Origin of the sequence: Parapedobacter composti (genome assembly GCF_900112315.1) — a bacterium.
Lineage (GTDB): Bacteria > Bacteroidota > Bacteroidia > Sphingobacteriales > Sphingobacteriaceae > Parapedobacter > Parapedobacter composti.
In genome coordinates, this window is record NZ_FOLL01000007.1 from 50,554 (window position 1) to 73,326 (window position 22,773).

25 protein-coding genes, 1 tRNA gene and 1 riboswitch are annotated in these 22,773 nt (G+C 51.0%); of the genes, 14 read left to right on the top strand and 12 right to left on the bottom strand.

Annotation, left to right across the window (positions count from 1 at the left end; translation table 11 throughout):
- From BM030_RS09240 to xth, 9 genes are all read left to right on the top strand, one after another.
- Positions 1-1,113: a DNA-binding protein gene (locus tag BM030_RS09240; protein ID WP_090973305.1), complete on the top strand. Its 1,113-nt coding sequence runs from the start codon at positions 1-3 to the stop codon at positions 1,111-1,113.
- A gap of 1 nt (position 1,114) precedes the next feature.
- On the top strand, positions 1,115-1,600 hold the full coding sequence (locus tag BM030_RS09245) for a type II toxin-antitoxin system death-on-curing family toxin (RefSeq protein ID WP_090973306.1): 486 nt from the start codon (positions 1,115-1,117) through the stop codon (positions 1,598-1,600).
- Positions 1,601-1,616: 16 nt separating this feature from the next.
- Entirely contained in the window at positions 1,617-4,919 is a 3,303-nt protein-coding gene (locus BM030_RS09250) for a DUF499 domain-containing protein (protein ID WP_090973307.1), read from the top strand.
- Positions 4,920-5,409: 490 nt separating this feature from the next.
- Positions 5,410-5,556 carry a helix-turn-helix transcriptional regulator gene (locus BM030_RS20455; RefSeq protein ID WP_397235564.1) on the top strand — a complete coding sequence of 49 codons (147 nt, stop codon included), beginning with the start codon at positions 5,410-5,412 and terminating at the stop codon, positions 5,554-5,556.
- A gap of 499 nt (positions 5,557-6,055) precedes the next feature.
- Positions 6,056-6,298, top strand: a complete 243-nt coding sequence (locus BM030_RS19650) for a hypothetical protein (RefSeq protein WP_139215860.1) — start codon at positions 6,056-6,058, stop codon at positions 6,296-6,298.
- Positions 6,256-6,687 (top strand): PIN domain-containing protein, encoded by a 432-nt coding sequence (locus BM030_RS09265; protein WP_170845686.1) that lies wholly within the window; start codon positions 6,256-6,258, stop codon positions 6,685-6,687. The genes BM030_RS19650 and BM030_RS09265 overlap by 43 nt, the downstream gene beginning before the upstream one ends.
- 67 nt (positions 6,688-6,754) lie before the next feature.
- Positions 6,755-6,827 (top strand) — tRNA-Lys (locus tag BM030_RS09270).
- Between the two features lie 84 nt (positions 6,828-6,911).
- Positions 6,912-7,166: a hypothetical protein gene (locus tag BM030_RS09275; protein WP_090973311.1), complete on the top strand. Its 255-nt coding sequence runs from the start codon at positions 6,912-6,914 to the stop codon at positions 7,164-7,166.
- 131 nt (positions 7,167-7,297) lie between these two features.
- The gene (gene xth, locus BM030_RS09280) at positions 7,298-8,083 is read left to right on the top strand and encodes an exodeoxyribonuclease III (protein ID WP_090973312.1); all 786 of its coding nucleotides are present in this window, start codon (positions 7,298-7,300) and stop codon (positions 8,081-8,083) included.
- On the opposite strand, the gene BM030_RS19860 is transcribed toward xth, so the two are convergent.
- From BM030_RS19860 to thiM, 5 genes are all read right to left on the bottom strand, one after another.
- The gene (locus BM030_RS19860) at positions 8,072-8,242 is read right to left on the bottom strand and encodes a hypothetical protein (protein ID WP_170845687.1); all 171 of its coding nucleotides are present in this window, start codon (positions 8,240-8,242) and stop codon (positions 8,072-8,074) included. The two genes, xth and BM030_RS19860, sit on opposite strands and share 12 nt — an antisense overlap.
- Positions 8,243-8,357: 115 nt before the next feature.
- Positions 8,358-9,005 (bottom strand): thiaminase II, encoded by a 648-nt coding sequence (gene tenA, locus BM030_RS09285; protein WP_090973313.1) that lies wholly within the window; start codon positions 9,003-9,005, stop codon positions 8,358-8,360.
- The gene (thiD, locus tag BM030_RS09290; protein ID WP_244518817.1) at positions 8,992-9,831 is read right to left on the bottom strand and encodes a bifunctional hydroxymethylpyrimidine kinase/phosphomethylpyrimidine kinase; all 840 of its coding nucleotides are present in this window, start codon (positions 9,829-9,831) and stop codon (positions 8,992-8,994) included. Before thiD ends, tenA begins: the two co-directional genes overlap by 14 nt.
- The gene (gene thiE / locus BM030_RS09295; RefSeq protein WP_090973315.1) at positions 9,828-10,469 is read right to left on the bottom strand and encodes a thiamine phosphate synthase; all 642 of its coding nucleotides are present in this window, start codon (positions 10,467-10,469) and stop codon (positions 9,828-9,830) included. Before thiE ends, thiD begins: the two co-directional genes overlap by 4 nt.
- Entirely contained in the window at positions 10,459-11,259 is an 801-nt protein-coding gene (gene thiM / locus BM030_RS09300) for a hydroxyethylthiazole kinase (RefSeq protein WP_090973316.1), read from the bottom strand. Before thiM ends, thiE begins: the two co-directional genes overlap by 11 nt.
- A 31-nt stretch (positions 11,260-11,290) precedes the next feature.
- A riboswitch (TPP riboswitch) is annotated at positions 11,291-11,384 on the bottom strand.
- Between the two features lie 110 nt (positions 11,385-11,494).
- Between thiM and BM030_RS09305 the strand changes: the two genes are divergently transcribed.
- Positions 11,495-12,337: an aldo/keto reductase gene (locus tag BM030_RS09305; RefSeq protein ID WP_090973317.1), complete on the top strand. Its 843-nt coding sequence runs from the start codon at positions 11,495-11,497 to the stop codon at positions 12,335-12,337.
- 18 nt (positions 12,338-12,355) lie between these two features.
- On the opposite strand, the gene BM030_RS09310 is transcribed toward BM030_RS09305, so the two are convergent.
- Both BM030_RS09310 and BM030_RS09315 read right to left on the bottom strand, forming a co-directional pair.
- A complete protein-coding gene (locus tag BM030_RS09310) occupies positions 12,356-13,216 on the bottom strand; it encodes a pirin family protein (RefSeq protein ID WP_090973318.1) in 861 nt (286 codons plus the stop codon).
- A gap of 46 nt (positions 13,217-13,262) precedes the next feature.
- Positions 13,263-13,640, bottom strand: coding sequence for a DoxX family protein (locus BM030_RS09315; protein WP_090973319.1), 378 nt, complete (start codon positions 13,638-13,640; stop codon positions 13,263-13,265).
- 84 nt (positions 13,641-13,724) lie between these two features.
- On the opposite strand from BM030_RS09315, the gene BM030_RS09320 reads away from it, so the two are divergent.
- Positions 13,725-14,138 (top strand): winged helix-turn-helix transcriptional regulator, encoded by a 414-nt coding sequence (locus tag BM030_RS09320; RefSeq protein ID WP_090973320.1) that lies wholly within the window; start codon positions 13,725-13,727, stop codon positions 14,136-14,138.
- 6 nt (positions 14,139-14,144) lie between these two features.
- Positions 14,145-14,693: a DNA-3-methyladenine glycosylase I gene (locus tag BM030_RS09325; RefSeq protein WP_090973321.1), complete on the top strand. Its 549-nt coding sequence runs from the start codon at positions 14,145-14,147 to the stop codon at positions 14,691-14,693.
- A 16-nt stretch (positions 14,694-14,709) separates the two neighbouring features.
- On the opposite strand, the gene BM030_RS09330 is transcribed toward BM030_RS09325, so the two are convergent.
- The 4 genes from BM030_RS09330 to BM030_RS09345 all read right to left on the bottom strand — a co-directional run bounded on the left by BM030_RS09330 (position 14,710) and on the right by BM030_RS09345 (position 18,667).
- Positions 14,710-15,858 (bottom strand): glycoside hydrolase family 5 protein, encoded by a 1,149-nt coding sequence (locus tag BM030_RS09330; protein WP_090973322.1) that lies wholly within the window; start codon positions 15,856-15,858, stop codon positions 14,710-14,712.
- Between the two features lie 85 nt (positions 15,859-15,943).
- Positions 15,944-16,624: a hypothetical protein gene (locus BM030_RS09335; RefSeq protein ID WP_139215861.1), complete on the bottom strand. Its 681-nt coding sequence runs from the start codon at positions 16,622-16,624 to the stop codon at positions 15,944-15,946.
- A gap of 17 nt (positions 16,625-16,641) precedes the next feature.
- Positions 16,642-17,775 (bottom strand): hypothetical protein, encoded by a 1,134-nt coding sequence (locus BM030_RS09340; protein WP_170845688.1) that lies wholly within the window; start codon positions 17,773-17,775, stop codon positions 16,642-16,644.
- A 55-nt stretch (positions 17,776-17,830) separates the two neighbouring features.
- Positions 17,831-18,667, bottom strand: coding sequence for a hypothetical protein (locus BM030_RS09345; RefSeq protein ID WP_090973325.1), 837 nt, complete (start codon positions 18,665-18,667; stop codon positions 17,831-17,833).
- A 125-nt stretch (positions 18,668-18,792) separates the two neighbouring features.
- Between BM030_RS09345 and BM030_RS09350 the strand changes: the two genes are divergently transcribed.
- Both BM030_RS09350 and BM030_RS09355 read left to right on the top strand, forming a co-directional pair.
- The gene (locus BM030_RS09350; protein ID WP_139215863.1) at positions 18,793-19,176 is read left to right on the top strand and encodes a hypothetical protein; all 384 of its coding nucleotides are present in this window, start codon (positions 18,793-18,795) and stop codon (positions 19,174-19,176) included.
- Positions 19,154-20,122, top strand: coding sequence for a phosphotransferase enzyme family protein (locus BM030_RS09355; RefSeq protein ID WP_139215864.1), 969 nt, complete (start codon positions 19,154-19,156; stop codon positions 20,120-20,122). The genes BM030_RS09350 and BM030_RS09355 overlap by 23 nt, the downstream gene beginning before the upstream one ends.
- Here BM030_RS09355 and BM030_RS09360 read toward each other — a convergent pair.
- Positions 20,104-22,773 carry a hypothetical protein gene (locus tag BM030_RS09360; protein WP_090973328.1) on the bottom strand — a complete coding sequence of 890 codons (2,670 nt, stop codon included), beginning with the start codon at positions 22,771-22,773 and terminating at the stop codon, positions 20,104-20,106. The genes BM030_RS09355 and BM030_RS09360 overlap by 19 nt on opposite strands.

Genomic DNA, 22,773 nt, shown 5'->3' on the forward strand with positions numbered 1-22,773 from the left:
ATGGCAAAAGATTTAACCAATTCGGTTGTAGACCGGAAAAACATCCTCAACAACAATTTTGCGATACAAGAGGTGTATCGGCAAATCGGGTTTTATGGCATTAAGTATGACGGTAAATACCGTTTTACGAAACAACAGGTAGCCAATTATTTTGAAGTTGATATCCGGACGATTGAACGGATCGTGGAGGCTCACAAAGAGGAAATCACGGAAAGCGGTTATGAAGTGTATACCGGTGCTCAACTCAAAAAATTCAAAGATACAATTACGCATTTTATTAATGAAGTAAGGCATCGCGATGTTCCCGACACCGATGTCGGGAACATGCCGGAAACCCCGGAAGATCGGCAGGCCGTTGCTAACTTCTTTGAAGAGGAACTGGATAATCTCTCCAGAACACCGCAATTGTCCGTATTTACCTACAAAGCGTTCCTAAACATAGGAATGTTGTTAACCGGGTCTGAGAAAGCACAAGAACTCCGTTCTGCCATATTGGATATCGTCATCGATGTACTAAACCAAAAAATCGGGGGAAAAGCCAAATATATCAATCAACGCGAAGAGGAATTTCTGCCAAGCGCTATTCGGGAGTACAACTATCGTAAAACGTTCACCGATGCATTGGATAATTACATCACGGAGAATAAATTCAAGTATGCACAATTGACAGATAAAATCTACAAAGCGGTTTTCAAGGAAAATGCCAAGGAGTATCGCCAGATTTTACAGCTGAACGCCAAGGAAAGTGTAAGAAGTACCATGTATGCCGAAATACTGGATTTAATAGCCGGATATGAGAATGGCTTTTCGGCACTTTTGAAAGAGGAATCTGAAACAAACGGCAGGAAACTGACACTCTCCGAAGCGCACAAATTGTTCGCCAAATACGAAAGTCTAACACAGGCGACATTGACACCTTTGAGGGAAAAGGCCAGAAGCCTGATGGCAAGCAGGGACTTGGCTTTTAGGGATGCCTTGCACGAAAAGCTAAAGGACTACATCAATGAAGTCAGCGCCGAAGACTATGAGAAATTTATCGGGGAACGGAGCATGGATCTAGAAAAACGGCTGGAAGAAAACAGGGATGTCTTTAGGCGCTTAAAAGATAGATAACATGGCGTATAACTATTTCGAAACGGACTATGCCATCCGCATCCACGATAAAATCATCGAAATATCGGGAGGTAGTCCGGGGATCAAGGATTTTGGAAATATAGACAGTCCGCTAACACACATTCAAAACGACGATTATTATCCGGAGTTTGAAGATAAAATTACACACCTGATCTTCTCTTTCAATAAATTCCACGCTTTTAACGATGGCAACAAACGGACTTCAATAGCTTTGGGTGCTTTTTTCCTGGAAATAAATGGTTTGGGTGGCTTTGTAGATAAGTTTATCATCGAGATGGAAAACATTGCTGTCACGGTAGCCGACAATATTATCGACAAAGAACTGCTCCAGGAAATTGTCGCCGCTATCATCAACGAACCCGACTATAGCGAAGCATTGAAGCTGAAGATAGTCGACGCTTTGTTACAGGTCGACCACAAAAAAGAGACGTTGAATCTCGGAAAAGGTTTTTACAAGGATTTATAAGTAATCATAAAACCATATGAATATCACCAGCAGCCAACAGGAACAACTCTATAAAGCCTTCGGACTATTTATCGAAGCGTTTCGGTTTTATGTCGTGGAAGTGCTTTCCAAGGAATTTGGCGACAAATGGCCCGCCGCTTTTGTGGATGCCCTGTACCCGGCACAGCGCGAGAGCTGGAACCTCGGATTGAAGTCGGGTTCTTCTCCCGATGCGCTGATCGACTTCCAGTACCTCAAACCGTTTGCATTGAAACATAAAGACCTACTGAAAAAGGATTTCGGCAGGGATACCAACAAACTGGCTACCCGGCTGGAAACCATCTACGACACCCGCAACAAGCTGGCCCATTTCCAGAGCATCACGGGCGACGAGTTTACCGAGACGTTCATCCAGATGAAAAGCATCGCCCGCGCTTTATCCATGGAAGAGCTCGAGCAGGAGCTCCAGGCGTTGCAGCATGCCGAGGAATCCACCCAAAAACCTGCCGTAAAAACAACCGCAGCTTTGCCGCATGAAGCCGCGCCTTGGTTTATGACCGTAAAGCCGCATGCCGATATCCGGCAGGGAAGGCTGGATGAGTCCGTCTTCGCGGCCAACCTCGCGGAAGTCGCGCTGGGCAACGGCCGGGAAGTATATAACAACCACGTGGTCTTCTTCGAAAAAACCTACTTCACCGCAGGGTTGAAAAACGTTGCCAAGACCGTTATCAAAGGCCTGAACGGCACGGAAGATGCTGAAAATCGCGTCATCAGTCTCCAAACCGGCTTCGGCGGCGGAAAAACGCACACCCTGATCAGCCTTTACCATATCGCGCGCCACGGAACGCTACTCGCCCAATCTTCCCATGCCGAAGACCTGCTGGCCTATACGGGCATACCCCGGTTTGAAAAAGCCAATATCGCCGTATTCACCAATACCACCAACGATCCGGCCAACGGTCGGCGGGTGGCCGACGACCTGACCATCAACACCATCTGGGGGGAAATAGCTTACCAATTGGGTGGCCGGGAAGGTTATGAGATCGTACGCAAAAACGACGAACAGCTCATCGCTCCCGGCGGATTGTTCAAAAAGGTGCTTGCTCATGCCAAACCGGCCCTCATCCTCGTGGACGAACTGGCCGACTACTGCGTGAAGGCCGCAGCACGGACGGCGGGGAACAGCAGTTTGGCCGACCAGACCATCAGCTTTATGCAGGAGCTCACCGAAGCGGTAGCGGGCACCGAAAACTGCGTGGCGGTCATCACCCTGCCCGCCAGCCCGCAGGAAGTTGGCAATACGCCCGAAGCACAGGCCATATTGAGCAGCTTGCAGAAACGGGTAAGCCGGGTGGGCGCCGATACGCAGCCCGTAGCAGACGACGAGATCTATGAAGTCATCCGCCGTAGACTGTTCGAGGATATCGGAGACCCCCAAATAATTGAAGCGGTAGTGTCCAGGTACATGGACATGTACCAGCAATACTGGACAGAACTGCCACCCAATGCAAACAAGGGTGAGTACAGGCAACGCCTGTTAAAATCATACCCCTTCCATCCGGAACTGATCGATGTGTTCCGGGTGCGGTGGGCCAGCAATTCGGATTTCCAGCGCACAAGAGGAGTGCTGCGGTTGCTGGCTGCTATCGTGAGCGACCTGTGGAAGCGGCAGCAGTCCTTGCCGGGTGGCAACCTCCTGATCCATTCCGGCCAGATCAACTTCGCCAACCTGGATGCCTTGAGCGGCCAACTGAAAAAACTGTACGGAAACGGCTATGATGCGGTAATTTCAGCAGACGTCTCCGGATCCTCGTCAAACGCATTTAAAATCGATGAAAACAAGTACGACTACGGCCAGTGGAATCTCACGAAATCCGTAGCATCCGTGATCCTGTTGAATTCGTTTGGCAGCGAAGGGAGCAACAAAGGCATCTCCGTCGCCGAGCTGAAATTGAACCTGCTGGTGCCGGACGGCTTCAACCACAACAGCATAAACGGCGCATTGGATGAACTGGAGAACAAGGCCTATTACCTTTACTATGCCCAAACCGGAGGTAATGGCAAGCGGTATTGGTTCCACACCAAACCCAATATCAATATCCTGATCAACCAGGCAAAATCAGACGTCACGCCGGCAGACATCGATGCCGAAACCATCCGCCTGATCAAGCAGCGTACGGCAAACCGCATCCAATTGTTCAACACGATCGTGGACCCAACGGAAGACATGCCCGAACAACTGCGGCCTACCTTGATCATCCTGTCACCCAAGCACCTGTCCAACGGCGGACTGCATCGCGATACCCAGAAATTCATCGAGAAAATTGCCACAAAAAAAGGCACCAGCGAACGGATTTACCGGAATACCATGCTTTATCTCGTAGCCACGGAAATCGGCATATCGAAACTGCAATCCGCTATCCGGGAGTACCTCGCCTGTGCGAAAATACACCAGGACTACGGAGGCCAGCTGGAACCCGAACAAAAATCAGACTTGCGCAAGCGGATGGAAGAAGCCCAAAAGCAATCCGAAGTCGCGCTTGCCGCCGCGTACTCGAATGTCATCAAACACTCCACGAAGCATGGCACCGAAATCCTCGCCATCAAGCAATTCAAAGACAGTCTGGACAGCCAGATCAACACCCATATCATCGGCACATTAAAAGACGAGGAATGGTTGCTGGAGAATGTCGGACTCGGCACGCTCCGTGCAAACAACCTGCTGCCCACCGTAGATAGCCCGATAAAGGTAAAAGACGTGTACGAGGCATTCGTGCGGTTCGACGACAAGCCCATGATCGTGGGCAAAGAGGCCGTATCCAGGAGCCTGCAAAAATACTGCACACACGGAGAACTCGCCATCGCCAGCGGTGATGGAAAAAAATTCACCAAAATCTATTACCAGGAAAACGTGCCGTTCCTCGATGCGGACGACGTAACGCTTTGGCTCGTAGACAAAAGCCTCGCGGTGAAGCACGAAGCCGATTCACCCGTTGCACCCATCCCGCCCCAAACGGTGACCGGATCAGCTAATATCGTCGGTGAGCATCCCCCCAATGTAATATACGGCAGTGAAACCAAAAACGAAGGCAGTGTCCCATCACCGACGCAGTTTAAGTCGCTAGTGATTTCCGGCAGGGTGCCCTCGGTAGACGAGTATACCAAATTGTTTAATTATTTCATCGCACCCTTCGTCATGAACGGAAATAAGGTCGAGATCGACGTGCGTTTCAGGATCAAATCCACGGCCGCTGGTCCATTGACTGAAAACATGATCCAGTACAAGTCCGCAAAGGAAGCTGCGAGCCAATTAGGGCTTGATTTTGAGGAAGAGGAATAAAAGCAATGGAACATTAGAAATGAAGATTTCGTACAAATATTTAGCCACTAACCAAACTTTATCTGAACAATACACAATGATTTATCATTTAAGTGACGAAATTTGAAAAGAGTGGTTGGGCAGGGCCTGAATGGTACGTTTTTATAAAGTACTTTTGGTAAACATGGATCGATGAATGCGGCTGGCTGGGCAGGGACGTCGTTGGAACCTGAAACCTTGGTAGCTTTCTCCCGACTTTTTACTGACTTTCTCCCCACTATCTCCCGCCGTATCTTTGGGACTGCTTTGCCCCTGCTTTGCTTTTTCTTTGGAATTTTGTGGACACGCCGTGGACCAGCCCAAAGCGGGCCGTGGGAGACGGGGGAATTTGGTCAGAAGAAAGGGGGTAGTTAAGGTGCTGTTGGCATGCTATAAGATTAAGGTTCAAAAATCAAACATGTAGTTCGTAAGGTGCAATAGGATTATTGATGAAAAATAGGTCTGTGAACGGCTGAGCTATAAAGAGATTGCCGAAAAGATGCACATTTCCGAACTCTCCGTTAAGAAACACGTCCAGAACATTTTCGGCAAGGTTCTGGTCAATTCCCGGACGGAGCTGGCAAGAAAAATGAACGACCTGTTGGACAATAAAAGATAAATTTCACCTTCTTTCCCTGTTTTTATTTCGGATATTTTCTTATATTGGCGTTCATTTGGTTGCAATGATGGTTTCTGCCACGACGTTCCTTGACAGCTGGGCACAGCATGATAGCAATTTATCGGGATATCCGGTTATGTAGCTGTCTGGATATACAGATAGTTGAATAAGCGGATATTACATATACACCTATCCCTATAGCTGTATATAGCATCCCAAAAAACCGTTTTAAAGCTATTGGGGAATAACCCCTCTTTTTTGTTTAGTGGTGTGCAAGTTGTGCTTTTGTACGTACAGCCCTCGTAACTCGGCCGTACCCACAAAAAGCCTAACTTGCCCCGGAACAGCCCGTCTCCGTTGTCGCGGGTCTGTACCGGGGGAGGAAAAATGTCGCAACTCCATTTTTCTCCGGGCAGGGGTATTAACAGGCGCAAAATGTGATTGTTCGTGTTTTGTTTGTTTCAGCAGATTATGTAAATTTGAAAAAAGGATAGTTGTTATGATAGCGGAAGAAATATTGCCAAGCGGAAAATTCACACAGGCTCAATTGGAGTTGCTTAGGATGTTTTCCAAGCAATACCCCGATAAGGTTTGGGTAGAGGTAAAGGATTTGCTCTCTAAATATTTTATGGAGAAAGCATCCGAAGAAATGGACAACCTATTCGACCAAAAAGGATGGGGAGAGGAAAAAATACAGGAATGGGGTTCGGAACATATGCGGACGCCCTACCAATCCTTTTAATGGCCTTGCCAACCCGTTCCTCGTATCATAAAATTATACAGGCGTTTAACAATCGTCAATTCGAATTGATCATCACCACGCCGATTTTTCTTGAATACGAAGAGATACTATCGGAAAAAGCAAACCCACTTATCGCCAATATTGTACTGGGTGCTTTCCTCGAAGCTCCAAATGTAATTGCTGTCACTGACTATTACTATTGGGAACTTATCCATGCTGATCCAGATGACAATAAATTCACAGATGCTTTTCTTAATGGACAGGCAGATTATCTGGTCACAAAGGATGCTCATTTCAATGTGCTAAAAAGAACCGATTTTCCAAAGGTTGATGTTATCTCTCCCGACAAGTTTTTAGAAATTTTAGAGAAAACCGTTACAAATACGTAACGGAATAAATTTCTCGGTTTCAAAAATATTGGCTAATATTGCCTCTGTAAGTCAGAAACGATGTTTTGACTCCGTAGCTCAGCTGGTAGAGCAACTGACTCTTAATCAGTGGGTCGACAGTTCGAACCTGTCCGGGGTCACGTAAAGGACAGCGCCTTGGATGGGGTTGTCCTTTTTTTTATATCCTCCTGATCTCAATAAGACCAAACAATCTGACTTTTTCTGTGTGTGAAAAGATAGGCAGCGAACATAGCGTGGAGGGAACGATGAAAAAATGGACAACGGAAATACGAGCTATCGATCCGCTTACGGGTGAATTGGCAACATATGCGGGGCCTTATATCGACGCACCGACTTTTGAAGATGCCGAGCGTTTCTGCCAAGCCAATGGACTGGGATACTGTAAGGTAATCGGACAACTGGTGGCAGAGGTAGACAAAGTGACGGGCTTGCGGATTGATTACGATAACATAAACTGAAACAACGAAAGCAGATTAACTTGGCCTGCTCTGAAAATTTTTCCATCTTTAAACCGTGGAAACTGGACGGGGCTTTTCAACATGGATAACCCCATAAGGTTTCGGCATTACTACATATTGTTGTCTTGATAATGAAAATAGCAACCTATAATGTCAACAGCATCAATGCCCGGCTCCCGGTCGTACTTCGCTGGCTGGAAGAAACCCAGCCGGATGTCGTATGCCTGCAGGAACTCAAATCCATCCAGGAAAACTTCCCGGAGACTGCCCTGCTGGACGCAGGCTACGAATCCATCTGGCATGGGCAAAAAAGCTGGAATGGTGTAGCTATCTTATCACGCATCGGGAAACCGGAAGAAATCTGTAGGGTACTCCCGGGAGATCCGGAAGATGCGCATAGCCGTTATATCGAAGCCAAAGTCAACGAGGTAACTATCGGCTGCCTGTATTTACCCAACGGCAACCCCGCTCCGGGGCCAAAGTTCGACTACAAACTCCGTTGGCTCGACCGGCTGATTGCACATGGGCAATCCCTTCTGACTCAAAACACGCCTGTGATATTGACAGGAGATTTCAACGTAATTCCCACAGAAATAGACGTGTACAAGCCTGAACGCTGGGTTGATGATGCGCTTTTCCGGCCGGAAACCCGCGCCGCGTTCAACAGACTGGTTGCACAGGGGTGGACCGATGCCATCAGAAGCCTCTACCCTGATGAAACCATCTACACGTTCTGGGATTACTTCCGCAATGCTTTTGGCCGTAATGCTGGCCTGCGCATTGATCATTTTCTGCTGAGCCCTGCTGTGTTACCGCGGCTACGTGCCGCCGGCGTAGACCGCCATGTGCGGGGATGGGAAAAGACCAGTGACCACGCCCCGGTGTGGATTGAGCTCCAATCCGGCTCACCGACTTGATTTCATGGCTTTAACCACCTTAATGCGGTCGTCATGGAGAAACCGTTCATATTCGGGCGTTTCCCGGCCGTATAATGGAGCAACCTCGCCTTTTTCCACCGGGCAATCGTCCGCCACAGCGATAAACGTATTTGTGTAATTGGTGGTATGTGCTTTCATGCTCGTACGTTATACCGCAAAGCTACGCAATGCAACTGACAACCTATGACCTCCCCGTAATGCCCGCTATGGCAAGCCACGACAAGCGTGGGGGACAACCGGGACAATTACCGACTTACCATCTGACCAGCCGATATGCACTGTCCCAGAAGTTGTATTCCAGGCGGCTCGCGGTGATGAAGGCATCGATCATGCGCTTCCGCATAACCTCCGTGGCGGCCGCCGCCGCATTGTCGCAGCTACGGATAGCCTGCTGCACAGAAGCTGCGAAGTCTTCCCCCGCGTAGGTGTCGATCCACCGCCGGTAAGGATTATCCGCCGCCCGTTGGCCGGCATAGATATGATCGCCAACCGCCTTATATATCCAGAAGCACGGCAACACGGCGGCCATCGCCACCTCAACGGGTTCCAATGCAGCCGTGCTCTTCAGGTAATGTACATAATGATGGCAGGCCGGTTCCATGGCGCTGCGCCCGGAGATACCAAAATCGCTGAAATACGATGCATGCAGCGCGTTTTCGACGACAATGGCGTTTTCGCCGAAGCGCATAAAGGTCAGCGCATCATCGATACCATCTGCGCGCGCCCCTATCAGTGCCAGGGCCCGGCCGAAATGTTCCAAATAGGCCGAGTCCTGTATCATGTAAAACTGAAACTTCTCCAGTGGTAGCGTGCCTTCCTGCAATTCCAAAATAAACGGCATTTCAGTAATCGATTGGTAAATGGGCTCGATAGCAGCCCATGCCTGTTCAGACCAAGTCATGTTTTTTAAGCTTTTGCGGATCAAAAAAGTGATTTAACGGACCGTTCCCCTTGCCTACCAGCACATCTCGTCCGTGGAGAATGGCCCGGTGTACATAATCCTGCCCCGCTCCCACCGCCTCCAGCGTTTCCTTCCCGAGTGCGATATAGCTGGCAATAGCAGCCGACAGCGTGCACCCTGAACCGTGGGTATTGGCAGTGTGAAACCGCTCAAACCCGAATTCATGCACAGCGCCGGTTTCATCGAAATAAAGCGATGTAAGCCGTGGCATATCCAGATGCCCACCCTTCAGCAACACGGAGCGGCAGCCCAGCTTGCGGATTTTTTCGCCTGCCCGATGCATATCGTCCACTGTATGTACGGGCATCTCGGCAAGAATGGCCGCCTCATCCATGTTGGGTGTTAATACATCTGTAATGGGAAAGAGCTTACCTACAATGGCCTCAATGGTATCGTCCTCGATAAGCCTGTCGCCGCTGGTTGCCACCATCACCGGATCAAACACCAAGGGCATCCGCGGGTATCTTCTCAACGTATCCACAACAGTGTCCACCAGCTCGGCCGTATGCACCATTCCTATTTTGACGGCATCGGGAAAAACATCATCGAGGATGGCCTCAAGCTGCTCCTGTACGGCGCCGTATGGAATGGGATAGATAGACCGTACGCCTTGGGTATTCTGCACGGGCAATGCCGTTAACACAGAGGTCGCATAGCATCCCAGTGCCGAGATGGCCTTGATGTCTGCTTGGATGCCGGCACCGCCGCTGCCGTCGAATCCGGCAATGGTCAGAACCGACGGATATCGGTATTGTTTCATCTTCATTTTACGTTTTCGATTACCTGTTTCAATTCGCTGGCGGCCAGCCGGGGGTGTTCTGCCGCACAGATGGCCGACACCACAGCGATGCTATCCGCTCCGGCACGTATAGCCTCGGCCGCGTTGTCCCGGTTCATCCGGCCGATGGCGACCAACGGTTTGGCCGTCAGCCGCCGGATTTTCCGGATACCCGCAATACCCCATTCCGTTACGGTATCCGCTTTGGTGGGGGTGCTGAATACTGGGCTGATGCCGAGGTAGTCTGCCGCGGCCGCGGCGGTGCTTTCCAACTGCGCCAGTTCTTCGATGGAATACCCCAGCAGCCGGCATCCCGGCCACGCATCGCGCACAATCGGCGGGGGCATGTCCCGTTGCCCCACATGAATGCCGGCCGCGCCCACTTGCATCGCTACCCGCAGGTTGTCATTGATAATCAACGGCACTCCGTACCGGTCAGTAACCGCTTTCAACCGTTCTGCTTTCGCCAGAAACTCCGTATCCGACACACTTTTTTCACGCAGTTGGATGATATCCACTCCCCCCAGAATAGCCTCTTCGGCCACCCAAAGCAGATCCCTGCCTCGGCAGTCGGCCCCGGATATCACCAGGTATAACCCATAAGGGAATGAGCGGTCAGCCTTCATCGGTTATCCGAAGGGTAGCGGCAAATTCCGCTTCCGTCAAATTATACAGCTTGTCCAGCAAATTGAGTTGTAAAGTGCCCGGCCCGGCGCTGGCCGTCGCGGCAAGCTCTCCGCTGATACCCATCAGCGCCATCGCTGCGCTCACCGCCTCCAAGGCATCATCCACCACAGCGATGAATGCGCCGATCAGCGCCGTTGCCGAGCACCCCAGTCCGGTAACTTTGGCCATCAACGGATGCCCGTTACGGATATAGACCGTTTTTTTTTCACCCACCACAATATCGACCTCGCCCGAAACGCATACCACACTACCGTACTGCCTGTGGATACGCTTGGCGGCATCCAACGCTTGGTTGCTGGCGGCCGTGCTGTCCACCCCTTTGGTAGCCGTGCCGCCCACATTAGCCAAAGCCATGATTTCCGATGCATTGCCACGCACCACGGTGGGCTTCCGCTTCAGCAGCTCATCAAGGGTAGCATCGCGGTATGCCGACGCCCCCGCTCCAACCGGATCCAGCACCCAGGGCTTGCCCATGCGCTGCACCAGCGATGCTGCCTGCACCATCGCTTCCGTCCAGTAATTGTCCAGCGTGCCGATATTGATCACCAACGACCGGCAGATACGGGCCATATCCGCCAGTTCGGCGTGGCCATGCGCCATAATGGGCGATGCACCCGCCGCCAACAGGGCATTGGCCGTATTGTTCATAACCACGAAATTGGTGATATTCTGCACCAGCGGAGACTGCTGGCGCACGGTCTGTATGTGTTCCCAAAGGCGCTTTTCCATATCTAATAAAATAACTAAATGGCTAAAGCGGATTCCTTGGATTGCTTTTCCCTACGCCGGTATGAGCCGGATCAGGTTCAAAGGGTCTATCTCAATTCTTATCCAGAATACCCCTAAAGCCAATCCAAAGGTACGGAAAAATTTTCAAAACTGACGCTTCGCAAAAACCTTACGCCCGGCCAGCTGTTTCGTATACGGAGTCGTATCTTTGGGCTTCCGTTTAATCAAACAAACTATGGACGCAACCCTATCACTTGACTATAAACTCGGCGGCCAACTGGACATCAACCGTATCGGATACGGCGCCATGCAACTGACCGGCCCCGGCGTATGGGGTGATGCGCCCGACCGCGATCGTGCCAAGCAGGTGCTGCTTACGGCGGTCGAAGCCGGTGTTAATTTCATTGACACTGCCGATTCCTACGGCCCGCACACCAATGAAGTTCTCATCCGCGAAGCGTTGTCTTCCCATTACGCAGATCTTGTCATCGCAACCAAGGGCGGGCTGGAGCGCAGTGGCCCAAACCAGTGGCACAGCAACGGCGACCCCGAATACATCCGGAAGGCGATAGACGGTAGTCTCCAACGGCTCGGTAAAGACACCCTCCAACTGTGGCAACTTCACCGTGTGGATCCGAGGTTTCCCATAGAAGAAACGCTGAGGCCGGTGGCCGATGCCGTGAATGCCGGCAAAATTCAGCATGTAGGCCTCTCCGAAGTAGACATCCCCATCATTGAACGCGCGCAACAGGTGGTACCCATCGTTTCCGTGCAAAACCGCTACAACCTGGCTGAACGCACCTGGGAAAAGGTAGTCGACTATACCGCACAGCAGGGGATCGCCTTCATCCCTTGGTATCCGCTGGCCTCGGGTTCCGCTGACCTCCAGGAAAAAACAGCGGCAATGGCCAAGAAATACCGTACCACACCGGCCCAAATAGCGCTCGCCTGGCTGCTGAAACGGTCGCCCAACATCCTGCTTATACCTGGCACCAAATCGGTGCAGCACTTGGAGGAAAATCTGCAAACGGCGTGGATTTATTTGTCTGACGACGACTACGAGAGCCTCTCAGCCTGATAATACATCGCCGAACCTTTAACCGTAATGGACAATCTGGGTTTCCGGCAAATCATTTACATGCCCCATTCTTCCGCGGTTGTATTCATGGTAGAGCCGGGGGATGTCGGCGCGCGTGTCCGCTATGAAGGGCCCATAGCTCACAATCGGCGCCCGCTGCGGTTCACCGGCATAATACACCAAGCGCGCACCGGCTGCGCCCGCGATCAAGACCAACTCCGTCATTCCCGCCTGCCGGGGCGCATCCAACCAGGCCACCTGCCCTTTTACCACCCGTTCACCGCCCCCCCATACGGCACCCTCAATTACGTAAATGAAGCCCGTGTACGTGGCGGGAACTTCTTGGGTGAACCTGCCCTCCGGGCCGAGCACAACGTCAACCACCGTCAACGGTGTCTGGTTTATGACAGGAGACGTCAACCCGTTACTTGCACCACTGTACACCTTGATTTCCGCTTTTTCCATTTGCTTTGCGGGCACAGATTCCGCTTTGATCGACTGGAAAAAAGGCTCCGTCCACCGCTTTTCCGGCGGTAGTGTCAACCAGAGTTGCAGTATCCGCATGCGCATCTTCGCCGTAATTTCCTCCGTGTGCACGATTCCCTTTCCTGCGGTCATCAGTTCAAAACTGCCCGTTTCCCAGTGTTGCCCGTCACCTTCCAGCACCAGCGTCACGGTTTCAAAACCAGCATGCGGATGCGGGCCGCCCACCGGCGCCCCTCCCGGCAAGTCCAGTTGGTCGTCCATCAGCACAATAAACGGGTCGGTATCTTCAAAGTTACCGCCGCCCACAACCCGGGCCGCCTGATGGCCCTCCCCTAAGAACCCCCGTTCTAAACGCGGGGTCGCGATATTTCTTAATTTCCGCTGTATCATCATTTAACTGTTGAGCCCCTGCCGTAAAGCAGGCACACTATAACCATCATCAATCACCGCCCCCAAAAATCAAACGCCTCCTTAGTTCCGGCAAACGCAGTATCCCGGCTACCCAAACCCCCACCTGCACAAGCACCGCCATTCCAATGGGCTGATGGAGCTGTACATGCATGGCAATGGCGCCTCCCATGTAAGCGGCCAGGAGCAGCAAGCCCACCACCGCCGTGCGCGGTATCAGAAAAAGCAAAAGGGCTACCGCTTCCACCACCCCAATCATAAAATAAGTATCAGCATCAATGCCAGCTGCCGCCGCTTGGGCCAACGCCGTGTCATGGCGCATTAATTTCATCATGGCGCTGAGTGCCAACAGCGCACCTACCATACCGGTAAGCACCCATCCGATAATGTTAACCGTTTTCTGATTCATATGATAATATTTTAAATTCTTTGCAAATTTACCCCCTTAAGCTATAATTTTGTAACCTGTTACACAAAGGATACCGGTTACAAAATGAATACCATACATGACGTTGAAGCCTGCAAGAAAGCACAGCTGGCCGTTCGTGACACGTTAGACGTTGTGGGCGGCAAATGGAAACTCGTGCTGCTCACGGTCCTGCAGCACGGCAAAAGGCGGTTCAAGGAGCTCTCGCGCGAAGTCGGCATCAGCCCACGGATATTATCGAAAGAATTACAGGAACTGGAAATGAACGGCCTGATAAGCCGGACTGTCCGCAACACCAAGCCCATCACCGTTGAATATGCGCTTACGCCGTACAGTGAAACCCTTTCGGACGTCCTGGAAGCGCTGCATCGATGGGGGCAGCAACACCGCGAAAAAATCATCCGCGAAGCTACAGGCAGCCCGCACCCATCCGGGCAAGATCACAGGCTACAACCACAGGCATCAACCCCAGAACACTGAAACGATATGGCATACTGCGACTACATTCCCACCATGCAGCCCGAAGCGCGACGGGCGCTGCATCAAAATTACCATGACAACCATTATGGTTTTCCCATCCATGATGACAACGAACTGTTTGGGCGACTCATTATGGAAATCAACCAAGCCGGACTGAGCTGGGAAACCATTCTCCGCAAGGAAGAAGCCTTCCGCAACGCATATGACAATTTTGACATTGCCAAAGTAGCCGCCTATACAGAGGCCGACCGCAAACGGCTGTTAGCCGATGCGGGCATCATCCGCAACCGACTCAAAATCAACGCAGCAATAGAAAACGCAAAAGCCATCCGGCAATTGCAGAAAGAATACGGTTCATTCGAAAAATGGCTGGAACACCACCACCCCAAACCCCTCTTTGAGTGGGTAAAGCTATTCAAGAAAACCTTCAAGTTCACGGGCGGCGAAATTGTCAACGAGTTTCTGATGAGCACGGGATACCTGCCGGGTGCCCATGCCCCTGCCTGTCCGGTACATGCCGAGGTGTTGAAAGCCAAGCCGAAGTGGGCGGAATAACACGAGCATGCCGCAACTACACGAATTTCTGCAACAACGCAAGCAGCTTCCGGTCGAGTTTATGACCGTACCAATCGTCGTACTGCACATCCCTCCTATTGGAATTCAGCACACCGAAATCGCCGTCAAACTCCCACAGGGCGAATCCGATATCGTGTTCCGTTAATACGGAAAACATATCATCCATCCAGGCCAGTGCCACCCGATGCGGGGTTTCACGCCACGCACCGCATTCGCCGCAGTGCACACCCGTCCCCTGCGCGGCCAGTGTTATCCACGGCGCAAAGTGCTCCCGCAGCCATGCCTTGTCGTACAATGTTCCATTATCCCTATGCGGCCAGGAGACCGCGGGCAGATCATCCGGTTGCTGGAATACCCAGGGCGCCCTGTAGTGCGATACCAACCCCGGGGCGTACCCCCGGCAGCTTTGGGCCACGTCCAGTTCCGGGATGTTGTCGATTACTTCAGTACCGATGTTATTCCCGTCGGCAATAACCAGATGCTTGGGATTAGCCATGCGTATCACATCAAATCCTTTGATGATGAGCGACCGGTACCGCTCCTTCGGCACGGCAGCCCGTTTGGAGAACTGATCATTCATATCCTCCCGCCAACAGGGCTCATTAAGCAAATCGAAACTGATTTGGCTGCGGGTTTTATGGCGGAATACCTTAGCCCAATAAGCCCAATGAAACGCAAATGCGTCCAGCGCCTCCGGATCTTCCCACAGATTGTATGGCTCTTCAAACCCCGCATTAACGCAAAATCCCGGTGCCCGATGCAGATTTAGGCTTACATGCAGGCCGCAATGGTTAGCCGTATCCACCAGATCAACTATCTCGTGCACCCGTTCCACACTGATGCGGCAGACCTCATCCCTGCGGATAGCCCTTGTCCGGTCGAAATCCACGTAGTACGGGTAAGCCATCGGCACACGGACAAAATCGAACCCCCAGTCGGCCATCCAACGGAAATATTCTTCCGGCGTATGCTGCCGCCTGTTTGTTGGATCGGGGTTGAAAAAGTCCAGCACATTGAACCCCTTCCACCGGGGAAGCTTGCTTACCGGCCTTGCGACCAACCCCTCCGCAGCTGACAATAAGGGCAGCCCCGCTGCACTCAATGCCAACGTTCCGGCTTTCTTTATCAGTTCCCTTCTGCGCATACCTTATAAATCATAAACTGCAGCGACTTTTATCCCAGGCTTACATCCAAACAAATTTATCAATTCTCCCGAAATAGCCGCGCTACTAAACGCATTCTTCCTGACACGCCTGTGCAACCCATGAGCCGGAAAAATGTTGCGCTACCAGGCTCCACACTTCCCCGCCGTCCAACTTCTCGCATATACTTCGGTTCAACAACGTATACTCTCCCCATGTATCCAAAACTTCCAGCCATTGCGGGTAGGTACGGCGTTCAAACACTTGCTCATATAACCAATGTGGGTGCAATATTTCGTCAAGCGTCAGCCACCGAACTTTCCCTTTGAATCGCGCAATCACCTCCTTATAGTCATTTTTAGCTGCAAATGGATCGGGGCGGCCGTCTTGATTGACGTGCACATCGGAATGTTCATCAAAGTAATACGTACTTTGAAACTGATAATGGAATTTCGGAGCATAGGTACTCGTTGGTGGCCGCGATTCAACGGTGTTCTCTTCTCCATTTTCCAAACATTCCAGATACAGCCACGCGATGTCGATTAAACGGCGGTTCAGTTCCAAATGGTAAATATGATCCTCAGCCCATATGCCGGAGTAAACATCATTGGAAATGACGGTTCTAAATACCTCTTCGTTACAAAGCAGGTGGTGTTCGTAATCCGTGGCATCAAAAAAATTGTAATAGTACGTGCCTAAATCGTCAATTACTTGGATATCATGCTTGTGTTGCAGCGCAATCAGTCCGGGCAGGGTACTCATTATCATAACAAACATGGGAATAGTTAGTATTCGATGCGGATCCGTTGTATGACGAGGAGGTACAACGCTTCCAACAGCCGCTCCAGTTGCTGGAACAGTCCAACGAACGCAATCACTTCTTCGTCTAACTTGAGCGTACGATCTGAAGCTATGTATACCGTAAACCGATGCAATCCGCGGTGTAGCCCGGGCAAATCAAAGCTACGGATCGCGAGCAAAGGACGCTCATACTCTTCGTCGCTCAAGTGGTGGAACGGAAGATGATGATCATGCTGCCAGAAACAGCCTAACCCTTCGTATGGAAAGCTGAAGTTTTCCGGTTGCAAAAAGTAATCGTCACCATTCTTTGCCAGCAAAGATGCCAAGGCAATAATCTTGTGGAGGGTATGAATTATCCCGTTCGGCTCACTAAGGTTTCCATTATCATCCATACAGAAATTAAGCAGATAATACAGCTGCCTAAGTTTCTCCTTCAGCTCCTCATATTCCCACTTGCTGAAAATCTTCATCAATGTCTTAACCGGCTTTCTTCCTTCTTCGATGGACAGGTAAGCCAATGCAGCAAACCGGTTCTCCCCCGGGCTGTATTCTAGGGCCATGGCAATCACGTACTGTATTTCAATCATTAAAGCTAGTTGAATAAATTGCGGAATTTCGTCCATTGGATTGGTCCGGGTACCATCGTCCAGTTGTTCATGGCTGATTCCCATCCCCCACCAATGATAAAGTATGTTCTTCCACCATTGCAGCCCACCGCCGTCACTTAGCATTCTTTTCAAGGTATCACCCAAAGTCGGTAAATTTTCCCGCTTCAGCGCAAGGAAGTAGTCCCTTTCCCATATATGTCTCCCCTTTTCTTCGGTGCAGACACGAAGCAAATGACCATCGTCCATATCGCGTGCAATCAGCCAGGCAACATCAAGCAGCTTATTCAGCACTTTCCGGAAACGGAAAAGTGTAACCAACCCTTCGCCAAAGGAAAATGAAAAAGGACGATAGTGGCAATGTTGCCATTCCCACAACAAATACTGGCAATCGGCTAACGAATACTGACTAAAGACCTGCTGGAGTACCGTTGCCGGATTTCGCAGCTCTTCCTCGCTCAATGAGTGGGGGTAATCTTCTTCCCATAGCCAAACGGATACACGCTTAGCCATCGGTCTCTGCATAGCATCAATCATTACGTTCAATGGTTTCAAACAATCAATATATCTACTCCTGCGCTACATTACTGGTGGAACCCCTTTCTTCATCTGCCTTACTGCTTCCTTCGTCACCATCGCCATCCACCACCTCAGTCCCATCCTCTCCGTTCATATGGTTATCCCATAACTCCGCTTTCTCAAAAATCGGTTCCAATTCGGCCGCAGCCTCCGCATGGCGCTTATCAGCAATACCGTGAATGAGTTCTCCCAATCTGGATAATGGCATCTTTCCTTCGAACTTGTCAGTCGGTTGGGCAATAACATACGATGGCACCTGTAACGGTAAGCCACCTTGCCGATGGATTACGTACAGCGCTTGCGCGAGCCGAAGCAATAACTCGTGAATAGCGACTATTTTATCGCCGAACTGTTCGTAGTTGGGAGCTCGTCCCCAAGTAAGTCCCAGCATCAAATCATCCAGTGTGGCGTACCACTTTTTCATCGGCTGAAATGAAAAAAATTTACTCAGTGTATCCGCAGGATTAATCTGACCGTCAAAGGAATACTCACCGCGCGAGGCATAGGTATAATAATCATCCCGCGATTTGAAAAAAGCCAGCGGTTCTTTTTGCTTTTTGAGGCCACATTGCTTGAAGATGACATAAGCTACCTCTACCTGCTCGATCAGTTGCCTGCAATGGTATCCGTTCTCCACTGCGTCCGGGCACGCCATCGCCGGATAGGCACCTGCATTCACGGTAAAACTGATATCCCGCATCCAGTGATCGATCGAGGCTTCGTACCGGAAGAAGTTGTCCAGGTAGATCATGGGGTTTTTGATCACCCGTTTGATTACATACCGGAAATTTTCGGCTTTCAGCTTCTTTTGTTTAATTTTCGCCATAATTGTTTCATTTGGGGTTGAAGAAAAATGGTTTGAAAATAATTATTTCTGACAAATCAAATTTAAGAACTATTTTTCTTCAATTCAAAATTTTTTGAAGAATATTTTTATCAATGGATTCTGTTTTGAAGAGAATTAAAGAAATAGCCAATCAGGAAGGCGTCAGCGTAACCGCGCTGGAAGCATCCATAGGCGCCAGCAAAGGCGTTTTCTCGCGGGCTTTGGCCAATGGAACTGATATCCAAAGCAAGTGGCTGGTGAAGTTGGCTGAAAATTATCCCCAATACTCACCCCAATGGCTGCTCACCGGCGAAGGCGAAATGCGGAAGGCGGATGTGCTCCGCGATTTGGAAGAAAAGTATGCCTCGGGGCATTCAACTGACCTGACCAATGAACTGATTAAAGCACTAAAAAAGGTCATCTCTTCCCAGGAAACAACCATTCAGTCACAGGCGGCGACAATCACCGCATTGCAGAAGCGGATCGGTGAGTTGGAAAACGGGAAATAAGAAAAGGCGAAGAAGTGGAGGAAGTCAGACCATGGACATCTTCCCCACCCGCTATTCGCTGCTTTCCGCAACGGCGCTCAACGACTATTTACAGCAATGCTACGCGTTACGCGACACAACATGCCGCCTGCTGATCCACAACGTCAGCGATACCTACCTGCTCGAAAGCTCCGGCACGCGGTATGTCTTCAAGATTTACCGCGATGCGCACCGGAAAATGGAGGAGATAAACGGCGAAGTCGAATTGCTCAACATCCTGCATACGGGCGGGGCTTCCGTAAGCCGCCCGTTGGCGGATAAGGAAGGCCGTTATTTACAACCCTTTCACGCAGCAGAAGGTATCCGATATGGCGTATTGTTTACCTATGCCGAGGGCGAAGTATACACCGCGATGAGCGACCAACAGTTGCTGGAAGTGGGGCGGGGTATAGCCCGCATCCATCAAATCACCGCCGGATTGCAATTAACGCATCACCGCCAACCGCTGGACATGGAAGCACTGGTGGATGCGCCATTGCGCGTCATAAAACCTGCATTCGCTAACGGGCTGGAAGCCGAATACGAATACTTGCGCGATACAGCAACCCGTGTGAAGCAGCAATTGTCAGCGTTTGACCTGCCTTCGTTCAGCCACGGGTATTGCCACTACGATTTCCTGCCCAAGAACTTCCACTTTGACTCGGCCGGCAGCGTCACTTTCTTTGACTTCGATTTTGCGGGAGCCGGATACCTGATTAATGACCTTGCTTCATTCTATGTCCATTTCTTCCTGGATGTGCTTCACCACAAAATGACGCAGCCGGAAGCAGACCGCCAGTTTGCCGTATTTATACGGGGCTATCGTGCTCTCCGGCCCGTGAGTGAAGCCGAATTGGCGTCCATCCCCTATTGGGGATACCTCTTCTGGCTTTTCTACTTCCGCTTCCATTATGAAAACTTCGAATGATAGTATGATGTCTTGGCCGCTCCCTCCTCGTCGGTGGCCAACTCGGGTGCCCAATGAATCAGCGTGCGCAGGTCCGGCCGCTCCGCGTCGTTTTCTGTGGGTGCCTCGTAACGCGGCGCATAAAACTCAACAGCAGGCGAATAAACGGGAACCGTAGCCTGTAACAGCCCCGTAGGCTTGCGAACGCCAAACACCCCCCTTCCTGCATGCGTATAAATGGCGATGACGCTGCCCACTACCGGGATATCCAGCGGAGAGGCCTCCGGATAGGTTTCCCGATACAACGAACTGAAATTTTTGGCAAAACGGATAAGCTCCACACTTTTCACCTCGCTGGGTGGGATATTTGGAATAATATCGTAGCTGTGGCCCGGTACCGGGATACCGTCTACGACGACCAGCGTGGTCTCCCCTCCAATAACCTTCGCCCGGAGGTAACCGCCGTTACCTCCGACCCGTTCGATGCGCAAATCGTCCGGAAAATTGAACAGCAGCACGCTATACAGTCCGTAGGACCACTTCTCCTCCTTATCCTGAATGGCTTTCCCGGCAATGATGACATCGGACTCCCCATATCGATCAAGCACTTTTTGCTGCTGCGGACTGAGCGCCCGGCGTTCTACCAACACTTCGTCCAGCAAGATTTCGCCGGACGAAAGCTGGTACGAATACTCACGTTGTGCGCGCTCCCGCCGTTTCTGCACGATATACGAAACGACACTGTCCACCCGTTCGACGGACCGGCGTTGGTCATAGGCAATCTCCGGAGGCTTTCTTTCATCCAACGACAGGGTATAATTCCGGTTTTTTCCGGATTTATTGGCGCTTTGGATCAGCACATCCAGGGAATCGACAAATTCGTCCCCTAATCCAAAATAGAAACGCCCGAGACTATCCGTGTTTTGCGCAGCCACTGATGAAGTCTGACCGAAAGTCATCAAGGTAAGTGCTATCCCTGCCTGCGCTTTCCTGGATAAAACGCCGCCTACCCTCCCACTGATATATGGAACGGGCTCATTTGGATAGTGAAAGGTGTCTTGTGGTGGCAGCGTATAGTTGTATCGCCGCCATCCTTGCGTAAGCATCAGCGCGTCAAGATCTTCAAACGCCACGTCACCTCCATCCTGGAAATAATAACCGGGTTCCGCGATTTCGCCACGGAGTTCCGACGACAGCAGCAACCGCGTCAGCAGATTCGCCCGTGTTGTCCGTGCATTCCCGACATGGTCGCCATTCATCACCGCGACGGAGATCCTGGCATTGGCGGGCTCACCATCGCTGCCGAGCACCCGCATGGAAAGATCCATTTTATCCCGTTTCCGGTAATCGGCTTTGTCAGCCGATATGTCGATGTGCAGCCGGGTATCCGGTCGTTGATTGAAAAAAAGCCTCTCGGCAAGCGGCTGCATCTGCCTGTCCATCAACAGGAAAGAAATAATCCCTTCGGGAAGTGCTGTAGCCGGCAACGATGTCGCTATATGGCGGTTCTTCACCGATGCCCTGATGTGGTAATACAGTATGCCCCGGCAACTCACCTGGATAATCAAACTATCGGCCTCCCGGCGATTGGAATAAACTGCCAGCCCGATGTTTTCCTTTTCTTTGACAACCGACAGCACGTGCCCTTCACCGGCAACCTCCGGAAGCGGATAACGGCGGGAATCATCTTTGCTGGATGGAGAATCCAATACCGCATAGTACGACACCCCACTGTCAGCGGTCAACGTGAGGCTCCCCATCCCCAGGTGATTGCTTTTGAACGGCACGATGGTATTGCCGTGGCTGTCCATCACAACGCCCGATACGGCGACCCCTTTACCAATGCTATTGATAGCCTTGAAACCGACCTTGCCGGCAATGCCATGTACCAGTTGCCCGCTCTCAGCAAAAAACTGCAAATCCAACGTGCTGTCCTTCAAAGCTACGGTCTTTGTGTAACGGACCCCATGCAGAGTCTCCATATTCAAGGTGGCAAGCGCTGCACCGTTTGGTAAGGGATAGTCAAGCAGATAATATCCGTTGCGTGCTCCCTTTACGGTGAGCGTATCTTTTTTTCCATCAACCGTCAAATAGACCGTGAGCCGCTCCTTGTGTTCCTTGTCTATCATTTGTGGGTTTAGCTGGGCATGCAACCAATAGGTGTTGGGCTCGCGCTCACTCAGGTGCAAGGCGGTTACGGGGTTGCGTCCGATTTCGCTTGATGCGGGATACACGTCTATATAGGTCTGGAAGATGAAATCGTCGCCAAAATTCTTATTCCATTCCGTATAGGCCCGCAGCAAATAGCTCCCCTGCACGTATTGCTCACCCAACTCAAAGCCTCCGGATCCGATGCCATCGGTCAATTTGATACGTTTCCGATCAACAACCTGCTCACCCGGACCGATAAGCTCAACATGAAGCACGCCACTCAGCGCACTGGGGCGGTGGCTTGCAGACTCCACAACCACGGCCTTAAACCAAATCGGCTGATCAGTCGTATACACATCGGCGTCCAATTGGAGGTAAATCTTTTCGGCAAAGGCCGCATGTGCAACGAAGCGATCGGATTGCGCAAAAACGGAGACTGTACACAGCAAAAAAGCGATACCGGCAAGGGTAGCTAAGCTTTTTTTGCTGTACCGGACGGTATCGCCTGCGCCGAAATCCAT

What these genes read in the sequence shown, in the direction of transcription:
- BM030_RS09240 (WP_090973305.1), top strand. Translation starts at nt 1, where the DNA reads ATGGCAAAAGATTTAACCAATTCGGTTGTAGACCGGAAAAACATCCTC.
- BM030_RS09245 (WP_090973306.1), top strand. Translation starts at nt 1,115, where the DNA reads ATGGCGTATAACTATTTCGAAACGGACTATGCCATCCGCATCCACGAT.
- BM030_RS09250 (WP_090973307.1), top strand. Translation starts at nt 1,617, where the DNA reads ATGAATATCACCAGCAGCCAACAGGAACAACTCTATAAAGCCTTCGGA.
- BM030_RS19650 (WP_139215860.1), top strand. Translation starts at nt 6,056, where the DNA reads ATGATAGCGGAAGAAATATTGCCAAGCGGAAAATTCACACAGGCTCAA.
- BM030_RS09265 (WP_170845686.1), top strand. Translation starts at nt 6,256, where the DNA reads ATGGGGTTCGGAACATATGCGGACGCCCTACCAATCCTTTTAATGGCC.
- xth (WP_090973312.1), top strand. Translation starts at nt 7,298, where the DNA reads ATGAAAATAGCAACCTATAATGTCAACAGCATCAATGCCCGGCTCCCG.
- BM030_RS19860 (WP_170845687.1), bottom strand. Translation starts at nt 8,242, where the DNA reads ATGAAAGCACATACCACCAATTACACAAATACGTTTATCGCTGTGGCG.
- tenA (WP_090973313.1), bottom strand. Translation starts at nt 9,005, where the DNA reads ATGACTTGGTCTGAACAGGCATGGGCTGCTATCGAGCCCATTTACCAA.
- thiD (WP_244518817.1), bottom strand. Translation starts at nt 9,831, where the DNA reads ATGAAGATGAAACAATACCGATATCCGTCGGTTCTGACCATTGCCGGA.
- thiE (WP_090973315.1), bottom strand. Translation starts at nt 10,469, where the DNA reads ATGAAGGCTGACCGCTCATTCCCTTATGGGTTATACCTGGTGATATCC.
- thiM (WP_090973316.1), bottom strand. Translation starts at nt 11,259, where the DNA reads ATGGAAAAGCGCCTTTGGGAACACATACAGACCGTGCGCCAGCAGTCT.
- BM030_RS09305 (WP_090973317.1), top strand. Translation starts at nt 11,495, where the DNA reads ATGGACGCAACCCTATCACTTGACTATAAACTCGGCGGCCAACTGGAC.
- BM030_RS09310 (WP_090973318.1), bottom strand. Translation starts at nt 13,216, where the DNA reads ATGATGATACAGCGGAAATTAAGAAATATCGCGACCCCGCGTTTAGAA.
- BM030_RS09315 (WP_090973319.1), bottom strand. Translation starts at nt 13,640, where the DNA reads ATGAATCAGAAAACGGTTAACATTATCGGATGGGTGCTTACCGGTATG.
- BM030_RS09320 (WP_090973320.1), top strand. Translation starts at nt 13,725, where the DNA reads ATGAATACCATACATGACGTTGAAGCCTGCAAGAAAGCACAGCTGGCC.
- BM030_RS09325 (WP_090973321.1), top strand. Translation starts at nt 14,145, where the DNA reads ATGGCATACTGCGACTACATTCCCACCATGCAGCCCGAAGCGCGACGG.
- BM030_RS09330 (WP_090973322.1), bottom strand. Translation starts at nt 15,858, where the DNA reads ATGCGCAGAAGGGAACTGATAAAGAAAGCCGGAACGTTGGCATTGAGT.
- BM030_RS09335 (WP_139215861.1), bottom strand. Translation starts at nt 16,624, where the DNA reads ATGATAATGAGTACCCTGCCCGGACTGATTGCGCTGCAACACAAGCAT.
- BM030_RS09340 (WP_170845688.1), bottom strand. Translation starts at nt 17,775, where the DNA reads ATGGCTAAGCGTGTATCCGTTTGGCTATGGGAAGAAGATTACCCCCAC.
- BM030_RS09345 (WP_090973325.1), bottom strand. Translation starts at nt 18,667, where the DNA reads ATGGCGAAAATTAAACAAAAGAAGCTGAAAGCCGAAAATTTCCGGTAT.
- BM030_RS09360 (WP_090973328.1), bottom strand. Translation starts at nt 22,773, where the DNA reads ATGGATTTCGGCGCAGGCGATACCGTCCGGTACAGCAAAAAAAGCTTA.